Annotated in this window: 2 protein-coding genes; both read right to left on the bottom strand. The window is 43.1% G+C overall.

What is annotated here, in order from left to right; translation table 11 throughout:
* Positions 1-244: 244 nt before the first annotated feature.
* On the bottom strand, positions 245-5,764 hold the full coding sequence (locus QUA20_RS30650) for a protein kinase domain-containing protein (protein ID WP_333194050.1): 5,520 nt from the start codon (positions 5,762-5,764) through the stop codon (positions 245-247).
* A 77-nt stretch (positions 5,765-5,841) separates the two neighbouring features.
* On the bottom strand, positions 5,842-11,625 hold a 5,784-nt coding region (locus QUA20_RS30655), incomplete at its 5' end, for an AAA family ATPase (RefSeq protein WP_333194052.1).

Below are 11,625 nucleotides of genomic sequence, written 5' to 3' on the forward strand. Positions count from 1 at the left end.
ACCGAAACATAAACCTATTCATATTCACTCATTTATTTATTATACATCGCTGATGTTATTAAATTTTCATTCCTAAAGTCCGACTTCCTGAATAAACGGTTTCAAGAATTTGATAGTTAGGAATTTGAACGGTTGTGGGAATGTTGGTGTTTTGGTGACAGTTATTCATGACCGTTTTTATTTAATAATTGATGTGAGTCATGGGTTAAATGAGTCTGGATGCTAGGGAAAATTAACGAGTTTATTATGCCTTGAGAGGTAAAGTGATGATAAATTCAGTTTCTTTTTCTAGTATCGAGTTAACGTGGATGGAACCGCCATGTTTTTCTGTAACGATTTGTTGAGCGATCGCCAATCCTAACCCCGTGCCTTTCCCTACAGCTTTTGTTGTAAATAAATGGTCAAAAATCTTTTGTTTGACTGATTCACTCATCCCTTGACCATTATCAGCAATGGTGATTTTTACCTCTTGATTGTCCGCGGATGTTATAATTTTAATCCGATTAGGGCTAGTTTTGATTTGGGCAAAAGTCCTCCCAATATTTGATTCTTCCAGTGCATCGATCGCATTGGCGAGAATGTTCATAAACACCTGGTTAAGCTGTCCGGGGAAGCATTCGATCTCGGGAATATTGCCGTAGTCTTTCACTACTTCAATGGCGGGTCGCCGATCGTTGGCTTTCAATCGATATTTGAGAATTAAGATTGTGCTGTCGAGTCCAGAGTGGATATTAAAAGAAACTTTGTAATCTTTGTCAGCGCGAGAAAAGGTGCGGAGTGAAGTGCTGATATCTTTGATGCGATCGCAGCCCAATTGCATCGAGTCAATGATGTTGGGTAAATCTTCGATGATATAGTCTAAATCGATATCTTCGGCATGGTCGGCAATCTCTGTTTCTAGGGCGCGAGATCGATAGAGATTGAGATGCTCCACTAAGTCTTTAACTGTAGATTTAGCTTCATTCAAATTGCCGTAAATAAAGCCTACAGGGTTATTAATTTCATGAGCAACGCCAGCAACTAAGTTACCCAAAGCCGACATCTTTTCGCTTTGAATCATTTGCAATTGAGTTTGCTGCAAATCATGCAAGGCTTGCTCTAGCTGTTGAGCAGAGGTTTGTGACTGCTGATAAAGTCGGGCATTTTCTAGGGAGATAGCAGCTTGAGCGCAAAGTAGGTTGAGGAGTTCGACGCGATCGCTTGTAAATGCCCCCGGCGCCAAATTATTTTCTAGATATAAAATGCCCAGCAATTTCCCTTGATGCAAAATCGGGCTGCACAAGATACTCTGAGGCTGCTGACGAATAATATAAGGGTCATTGGCCAAAGTCGGATCGATCGTGGCATCAAACAGCACAACAGTCTGCTTGTTGTGCTTGACTTTGTAAATCAGCCTCAGAGGAATGTCGTGGCTATCATCAACCAGAATGTGCTGAAATACGACTGGCTTTGACCCCTCAGTAATTGACCCTTCGATCAGTAGACGATCGTCTTGCAAGAGCATGAACCAACATTTATCAGCCCCCGCATTTTCGATGACAATAGAAAGCAACGATGAAAGCAGTTTTTCAAATTCAATTTCGCCGGAGATAGTTTGAGAAGCTTTAAGAATGGCAGCTAAATCTAGAGTTTCAGAGGCACTGCTACTGTGGGAAGTCGGGTAATTGGTAGAAGTAACACTCCCCAATGTGAAGATAGTTTCGTTCGCTGACAGGGGAGAACGGGTTTGCTGGAGGATGGGAGCAAGCAGTTGAGGATAGCGTTTTTCAAGGTCAGCAACTTTGGCTTTCGCACCCCAACGCGCGTAGCAGTAATATGCTTCTTGCATATATGCTTGGGCGAGTTTTTCTTTCCCCCCATTGAGGTAAAATTTGGCGGCAAGTTCATTCGCTAGTGCTTCTTCTTGGATAAATGCGTTTTCTTTTGCAAAGGCTATAGCGCGATCGTAGTAATCCATTGCTTCATACATCTGCCCCAACACCCGATACTGTTCTGCTTCCACCAAATAAAATTTGTGTAAATGGTTTGTGGGTGCATGGTGTGCCCATTGTTTGAGTTTTTTCTGGTTGCTAATAACTTCCTGGGGAAGGGATTGGCGAAGGCTGCCGAAGGCATCGTATTCTCTACTTTGAGCGTTGGGTAATATAGCAAGATGAGTCAATGAATCGTAAAAGTGAAACACCGGAACCATAAAACAGCCGGATACTCCACTCAAATATTGTTTGGCATCAACTGCCACTTTAATTGCTTGATCCCACTCATTAAACAAGTAACAAAGAATTAATTTATTGATATATAGTGTTCCCATTGCGTAAAGATCGTTAGCCTTCTGATGCAAGGGCAACATTATGTGTTCGTCATAGATTACACCTTGAATTTCCCAAGGACACTTGCTCTGACCGAGCAAATTTAAGACTGATTGATAAAAGACTCTAAGATAGTTATGAGCGACTTCCTGTTTGAGTTGAGCTAATGCCTGATTGTAAACATTCATCTCTGGTTCTAGGATTGACAAATCTTTTCCTAGGAAAAAGGACAGCGAACAGTAATTGTAGGCACAGTAAGCAGCATATTCTAAAGTACCCATCTCCAGACCGCTGTGGTATCCGTCCAGTAAAGGAGCAAGTGAATCTTGAATATGATATTTCCAGGGCTTCACAAACGGATAAACCATGTTAATGGTGCTGGCTTTAAATTCTCTATTCTGGAAACGTGATAGTAGTTCCATTGCCAGTTGACCAACGCGATTACCTAAATCTATTTCCCCAAGATCGCACAAAATTACTCCATACCAAGCATAAGCCTGCGCTGATACAGCAGCATTACCATATTCAACTGATAAGCTAACTTGCTTGCAGACGATTAACGGCAGTAGTTTTGGAATCGCTTGATAGACTGCTGCTGTCACGGTTCCTAAAATTCGCATCACTGCCAGAGCTTGAAGGTCAATCATCTCAGGTAGTGCCAACAAATCTTGTAAATCTTTTCCTTTTAATACATCTTGAGCCTGTTGCAAACTTTGATTGATCTCTGCGTCAGTGGGCTGCTCTGGAAACGATATTCCAAATAATTTCAAAACAGAAAGAGCGGTTTTAATAGCTTTGGGCTGTTGGCTCTGGGCTACGTCAGCTAAAATTGTCACTTCATAGACCTTAACTTTGTCTAGTAATTGACGAGCATTTTGTACTACCCGCTCGACTATCTGTTCCATTTGTCTAAACTCACCGCTTAGACAAGCTACTTCTGCGGCTAAATCATGTAGTGCCAAGGTTATATCATAGTATTGTTGCCAACAACTTCCTGTGAGAAGTTGTATGCCTTTAGTGGTGTATTCAATTGCTGCGATGTAAGCGGTTGCAGATTTGGCTTTTTGTGCAGCAGCTAAATTTAGCTTTGCTAATTCCTCGCGTTCTGTTTCTGAGACAATTAAATCGGCTCCTTTGTTTAATTGATTGACAATCTCAAAGATTTTTTCCTCTTTTTCTGTCTTGCTCATTACACTTAAAAGCAATTGCCCAATTTTTAAGTGCGTCAGTTGTTTTTGCTCGTCGGGAATCAGCGAATAAGCAGCTTGCTGTACTCTGTCATGTAAAAAATTGTATATAACCTTATGAGAATTTTGTTGAGGAACTGCTTGATTTTCTTGCCATACATAAAACTTATAAACATCACCAACTGGTAAAATCAACCCTTCTTCTAATGCTTTCCACAAAGCAGCAGCCGTCTCAATTTGGGATTGTTGCGAAACAATTGCCAATGTTGCTAAATCAAATTGATTGCCAATACAAGCAGCTAACTGCAACATCTGTTGAGTTGAAGGCGGTAGCTTTCCTAATTGCAATGCCATAAAGACAACAACATCATCTGTAACCGCAAGCTGATTTACTTGTACAATGTCACATTCCCAGCCCCCTTGTACCCCCCTCTGTCCCCCCTTGGTAAGGGGGGTGGGGGATAGAGAGGGATAGTTAAATTGAATTAGTCGCTCTTGATGTAAGGCTTTGAGAAATTGCGTAGCAAAAAATGGATTTCCTTTGGTTTTCTGAAATATCAGTTGAGAAAGAGGCCATGTCAAACTTTCGGTCGATTTCAGGGTGTCAGCTACTAACTGATTTACTTTTCTTGCGCTTAATGGTGCTAAATTAATCGTATTAATCGTTGCTTGGCTTTTTTGAAGCTCACTCAAGGTCAACATTAATGGATGTGCTGGATTGACTTCGTTATCGCGGTATGCACCTATTAATAACAGATGACCTGTATCAGCCATTAAAAGCTGCATTAATTTCAGCGATGCCGAATCTGCCCACTGTAAATCATCTAAAAATATCACTAATGGATGTTCTAAGGTGGTAAAAACTTGGGTGAATTTTTGAAACAATAAATTAAATCTATTTTGTGCCGCAGTTCCTGATAATTCTCTCACAGGTACTTGGGGACCTATAATTTTTTCTAGTTCGGGGATGACTTCAATAAATATCTGCCCATTTTCTCCAACTGCTGATAATATTTGGTTTTTCCAGTGCTGAATCTGTGCATCACTTTCGGTTAACAATTGCCCAATTAAATCTCGGAATGCTTGCACAAATGCACTCAAGGGAATTTTACGTTGAAATTGATCGAATTTACCTTTAATAAAATAACCGCGTTGCCGCACAATCGGTTTATGAACTTCCTTGATGACTGCTGTTTTTCCAATTCCCGAAAACCCAGCGACTAGCATCATTTCTACCCCCCTATTTCCCCCCTTAGCAAGGGTTGATTCAGAGGGGTTAGCGATTCGCTCAAATGCTTGTAGTAGAGTTGATACCTCGGTTTCTCTTCCATAAAGTTTATCTGGAATGATGAAGCGATCGCTTACATCTTTTTGAGCAATTTCCAAGGATTCAATTTGACCAATTTCTTGAATTTGAGTAAAACATTTCTCTAAATCAAACTTCACTCCTAATGCACTCTGATAGCGGTCTTCGAGATCTTTTGCCATCAATTTACTAACTATTTTTGATAGTAGAGGCGGGATTTGTGGGTTAATTTCATGTACTAAGGGTGCTACTTTGGCAATATGACAATGCACCAACTCCATCGGATCGTTTGATTGAAAAGGTAACTCTCCTGTCAGTAATTCGTAGAAGGTAACACCTAGAGAATAAAAATCAGTCCGATAGTCAATCCCCCGATTCATTCGGCCAGTTTGTTCTGGGGAAATATAAGCTAGTGTTCCTTCTAACACCTTGGGATTAATTAGTATTTGCGTTTCTCGCGGTAGCAAAGATGCAATACTAAAGTCGATTAATTTGACTTGTTTGGTTTCGGGATTAATTAAAATATTGCTGGGTTTAATGTCTTTGTGAATGATGCGATGGCGATACAATATATCTAAGGTATTGCAGAGGGATCTCGCGACTTCTAAAAATTCTCTCAAAGATAGTGCGTTTTTCCTTTTGACTGCCCATTCCTGAAGAGAAATTCCCCCAAAGTCTTCCATCACTAACGCACAGCCATTGTGATAGGGTTCCAGGCTATAGGTTTGGACTATCGAAGGTGAATTAAGGTTTTTGGCAATGGTGTATTGATTGCGAAACTGCACGAGTTCGCTAAAGGTGGGATAGTCGTTTTTCAGCAGTTTGATGACCACAGGTAATTGGTCTGATGTACGGATAGCCCGATATACCAAGGTGCGACTTCCTGAATAAACTGTAGAGATAATTTGATAGTGGGGAATTTTAACATTTGTAGGAGTGTCACTATTTTTGTCAAAGTTATTCATGGCTGTTGCTGTTTGATAATTGATGAGCTAGTGGTTGCTTAAATAAGTCTGAAGAAGAGAAAGTCTTAACTTTTTTGTTAGGTGTGAGTGGGTAAGGTGACGATCAATTCAGTTTCTGTTCCCATTATAGAGTTAACCTGAAGGGAACCGCTATGTTTTTCGACGACGATTTGACGAGCGATCGCCAATCCCAAACCCGTCCCTTTCCCGACTGCTTTTGTCGTAAATAAATGATCAAATATTTTTTGTTTGACTGATTCTGTCATCCCCCGACCATTATCAGTAATACTAATTTTCACGCCGTTATATACTAAGGAGGTTTGAATGGTAATGCGGTTGGGATTAGCCTTGATTTCTGCAAAGCTGCGATTTGTATTTGATTCTTCCAGTGCATCTATCGCATTGGCGAGAATGTTCATAAACACCTGGTTAAGCTGTCCGGGGAAGCATTCGATCTCGGGAATATTGCCGTAGTCTTTCACTACTTCAATGGCGGGTCGCCGCTCGTTGGCTTTCAATCGATATTTGAGAATTAAGATCGTGCTGTCGAGTCCAGAGTGGATATTAAAAGGAACTTTGTAGTCTTTGTCAGCCCGAGAAAAGGTGCGGAGTGAAGTGCTGATATCTGTGATGCGATCGCATCCCAGTTGCATCGAGTCAATCATTTTGGGCAGGTCTTCGATGATATAGTCTAAATCGATATCTTCGGCATGGTCGGCAAGCTCTGTTTCCGGGGCGCGAGATCGATAGAGATTGAGATGCTCTACTAATTCTTGAACTGTAGATTTAGCTTCATTCAAATTGCCAGTTAGGAAGCCGACGGGGTTATTAATTTCATGGGCAACGCCTGCTACTAAATTACCCAATGCCGACATCTTTTCGCTTTGAATCATTTGCAATTGGGTTTGTTGCAAGTTTTGTAAAGCTTGTTCTAATTCCTGAGATTTTTGGACGATGGCGGCTTCTGCACGTTTGCGCTCGCTAATATCCAACAATAATCCATCCCAAACCATAGACCCATCGGCAAGTCTTTTGATTCGAGATTCCCCATGAATCCACTTGATAATTCCAGAGAGTGTAATAATTCGTCCTGACCATTGCCATGGAGATATGGCTTGAAAGGCTTGAGTTTGAGACTGTTGATAACTCACGGCATCATCTGGATGCACCATATTGTCGAAAAACTGCCAATTGGACATGGCTTGCTCTGGGGTAATTTCTAGTAAGCTGTAACAGTCGGCACTGATGTAGCTCAACGATATAAACCCATCGGCACTCATGCGATATTGATAAACTACCCCAGGCACATTGTCTACCAGGTTATGGAAGCGAGAGTTACTCGCACTCAAGTTTTCGAGCGATCGCTCTAGCTGTTGGGAATAGGTTTGTGACTGCTCGTAAAGTCTGGCATTTTCCAGAGAAATTGCCGCTTGAGCGCAGAGTAAATTGAGCAGTTCGACGCGATCGCTTGTAAATGCTCCCGTTGCTAAATTATTCTCCAGATATAAAATGCCCAGCAAATTACCTTGATGCAAAATCGGGCTACACAAGATACTATGAGGCTGCTGACGCATGATATACGGGTCATTAGCTAAAGTAGGATCTGCCGTCGCATCAAGCAGCACAACAGTCTGCCTGTTATGCTTGACTTTGTAAATCAGCTTTAAGGGAATATCCTGACTGTCCTCAATGGGAAGGCGTTGCAATACGACTGGCTCCGTTCCCACAGTAATTGACCCTTTAATCAGCAGGCGATCGTCTCGCAAGAGCATTAACACACATTTATCGGCTCCAGCATTTTCGATAACGATAGAAAGCAACGATGAAAGCAGTTTTTCGAGTTCGATTTCGCCTGAGATAGTTTGAGAAGCTTTGAGAATTGCAGCTAAATCTAGGGTATCTGAGACACTACTGCTAGAAGTGGCAGAACTGTTGGATGTGACGGTTCCTACAGCAAAGACAGTTTCGTTGACCGAGAAGGCAGAGCGAGTTTGTTGTAATATGGCAGCCAGCAGTTGGGGATAGCGTTTTTCTAAGTCAGCAACTTTGGCCTTTGCTCCCCAGCGAGCATAGCCGTAATAGGCGTTTGTCATGTATTCCTGGGCAATGCGTTCTTTGCCCCAATCGAGGTAGAACTTGGCAGCCAGTTCATTGGCTAAAGCTGCTTCGTGGATGAACTGGTGTTCAATAGCCAGGGCGATCGCCCGATCGTAATGCTCGGTAGCAGCAACTTTTTCACCCAACACTCGACATCTCTCTGCTTCTACCAGATACCATTTGTGCAAGTAGTTCATTGGGGCATTGTGCGCCCATTGATGCAGAGCCGTTTGATGGCTGGCAACCACAGCAAGCAGCTCGGCTTGCTCAACTTCTGGCTGGGTGGGGAAGACTGCCAGGTGTGTTAGCGCGGCATAAAAATGGAAATTGGGAATAAAAACCATTCCCGATACTCCCATCAAATGGGACTTGACTGGGGTGATGTAGTCCAGGGCAGCCTGATAATTGCCAAAGTAGTAGGCAAGCAGCAGTTTGTAGATGTAGACAATGGCGATCGAGGTAAGATCGTTATCTTGCTGGTGCTTCGGCAGCATCAGCGTCTCATCATAGATAGTGCCAGTTAAGCAATCTGGTTGGCTCACAGTTTCTCTCAAATGCTCCACCGTTTGTCGCACCATGTCCGAATAAATATGCGCCGAATCTTGTTTGATCTGAGCTAGGACAGCATTGTAAGCAGCCAATTCGGATGACAATGCGTCCACCTCTACACCTGCAAACAGCGCATTATAGGCGTAACCTGTTACGTTGTAGCCAGCGTAGAGAAAATCGCCTGTTTCTATGCCAGTGGTGTAGCCATCTTTCAGCGTCGGTAGCGTTGCCAATACCGCTTGCTGGTGATGTTGGATAAAAGCCCCAAATAAGTTGAGAGTGAGGGACTTCATGGACTGAGCATTCAACCTCTCCACCAACGAGAGTGCTAATCTACCAAACTCGTAGCCTGTTTCGACTTCGCCCAAAAAGGCACACAGCACCATGCCATGAAGCCCATATCCTGCCGTCGAGGCGGGGGCATTGCCAAACTGGAGCGACAACTTCACCATCATCGCGCCCAAGAGAGGCAGTAAACCTGGCATTCCCACCAATACGGGTGCAAACAATGCTCCTAATAGTTGCATGGCGGCGATCGCACTGCGATCGCTCATCAGTGGTAAATCAAGCAGTTCTTCAATCCGTCTGCCCTGAAGCTGGCTGGCAACGGCTTGTATAGCTGAGCCAATCTGGGCTTCATCAGGTTCGGTGGGGAGTTCAACTCCCAATTGTCCCAGCACGTCTCTAGCGATAGCGATCGCAGCTAACGCCTGACTCTGAGCCATTTGTGCCGCAATTTGGATTTCGTAAATTTTAACTTTGTCGAAAATGCTCTGTGCTTGCTGCAATACCACTGCGGCTTGCTGTTCCATGCCATCAAAGTCACCATTCAAATAGGCAACTTCCGCAGCCGTAACATACAGATTCAGAGTCAATTCATACTGATGTTGCCAGCAGTTTGCCAGCAGTAACTTAATCCCCGTTTGTAAATAAACCCTTGCTGCGGCGTAAGCTGTAGAATTTCTCGCCTTCACTCCAGCTTGCAAATTCAGTTGTGCTAGCGCTTCTTGCTCGCTCGGTTGTGTGAGTAATGCCCGTCCCCGGTTCAGGTGTCCGACAATATCAAACAGCTTTTCTGCTTGCTCTGAAACCGAGAGCTTTTGCTGAAGTAGCTGTCCAATTTGCAGGTGGGTTGCTTGTTTGTTGTCATCGGGAATCAGAGAATAGGCGGCTTGTTGGACGCGATCGTGCAGGAAACGGTAGGCTGGATTAACGGTATCCTCTGAGTCAAACTGTTGTGTACCCTGAAAAAACTTGTAAATCTGACTCGTGGGCAAAATCAAGCCCTCCTGCAAGGCTCTCCACAATGCTGTTGCTGCATCAATTGAAGAAAATTCTGAAACTATAGCCAATGTCTCTAAATCAAATTGAGCGCCAATACAGGCAGCAAGTTTGAGGACATTTTGGGTGGCATCGGGCAACTTTTGCAATTGCATTGCCATGAACTCGACTACATCATCAGTAAGCGAGAGCAATTTCACTGCTGCAATATCGCACTGCCAGTGTCCTACAGTGAAGTTATATGCAATGTAGCCATCCTGATGCAAAGCTTTGATAAATTGAGTAGCAAAGAACGGGTTGCCTTGGGTTTTTTGATACACTAACTCACTCAAAGGTTGTGCTGTGATTGTGGAACAACTGAGGGTGTCGGCAACCAAATGATTGACGTGAGATTGACTTAAAGGAGCCAGGGTTAGAGTGCTGACGGTCGCTGAGTCTTTCTTCATCTCCTCTAATGTCAGCATTAGCGGATGTGCCGGAAAGACTTCGTTATCTCGGTATGCCCCAATCGTTAGCAGATAGCCCATCTCGCTTTGACTCATCAACACCTGCATCAAGCTTAGTGAAGCTGAATCTGCCCACTGCAAGTCATCGAGAAACATTACCAAAGGATGCTCGGCTGTAGCGAACAGGGCTATGAACTTGCCAAATAACAAGTTGAAGCGGTTTAAAGCTGCACTACCAGAGAGTTCTGGGGCTGCTGGCTGTTTGCCGATAATCTGTTCGAGTTCGGGAATGACATCTATTAAAACTTGCCCATTTTCACCTAAAGCAGATAAGATTTTCTCTTTCCATTGTGCTAGCTGAGTATCGCTTTCACTCAATAGTTGTGACATCAAGTCGCGAAAAGCCTGGACAAAGGCACTGAAGGGGATGTTGCGGTTGAACTGGTCGTATTTACCTTTGATGAAGTAGCCGCGTTGCCGCACAATGGGTTTATGAACTTCGTTGACGACGGCGGTTTTTCCAATCCCTGAAAAGCCTGCAACGAGCATCTGTTCTGTTGCGCCACTACTGACTCTTTCAAAGGCTTGCAGTAAAGTGGCTGCTTCGGTTTCTCGTCCGTAGAGCTTATCGGGGATGATGAAGCGATCGCACAGATCCCTCTGTGCAATTTCAAAGTTTTCAATGTTACCAGTTTCTTGGAGTTGAGTTAAACATTTTTCTAAATCAAACTTCATTCCTAATGCACTTTGATAGCGATTTTCGGCATTTTTTGCCATCAATTTTGTGACAACTTCTGATAGTAAATAGGGAATTTTTGAATTAATTTCATGCACTAACGGCGAGGCTTGGGCAATATGAGAATGTACTAATTCCATTGGATCTTTGGATTCAAAAGGTAATTTTCCGGTGAGTAATTCGTAGAAAGTCACACCTAAAGAATAAAAATCAGTTCTGTAGTCAATTCCCCGATTCATTCGGCCTGTTTGTTCTGGGGAAATATAAGCGAGTGTCCCTTCTAAGATATTGGGATTTATCAAAGTTTGCGTTTCTCGCGGTAGCAAGGAGGCGATACTAAAGTCAATTAATTTGACTTGTTTAGTTTCGGGATTAATTAAGATATTACTGGGTTTGATGTCTTTGTGAATGATGCGCTCGCGATACAGTATATCTAAGATATTGCACAGTGCGATCGCCATTTCTAAAAACTCTCTCAAAGAGGGTAGATTTTTCGTTTTCACTCCCCATTCCTGAAGAGAAATCCCCCCAAAGTCTTCCATTACTAACGCATAACCATTGTGATAGGGTGACAGGCTATAAGTTTGGATAATTAAGGGTGAGTTAAGATTTTTAGCAATGGTGTACTGATTGCGAAACTGCACGAGTTCGCTGAAGGTGGGATAGTCATTTTTCAGCAGTTTGATGACGACAGGTAATTGGTCTGATGTACGGACTGCCCGATAAACTAAGGTGCGACTTCCTGAATAAAC

It is taken from the genome of Microcoleus sp. Pol7_A1 (assembly GCF_036701085.1).
Lineage (GTDB): Bacteria > Cyanobacteriota > Cyanobacteriia > Cyanobacteriales > Microcoleaceae > Microcoleus > Microcoleus asticus.

What these genes read in the sequence shown, in the direction of transcription:
- QUA20_RS30650 (WP_333194050.1), bottom strand. Translation starts at nt 5,764, where the DNA reads ATGAATAACTTTGACAAAAATAGTGACACTCCTACAAATGTTAAAATT.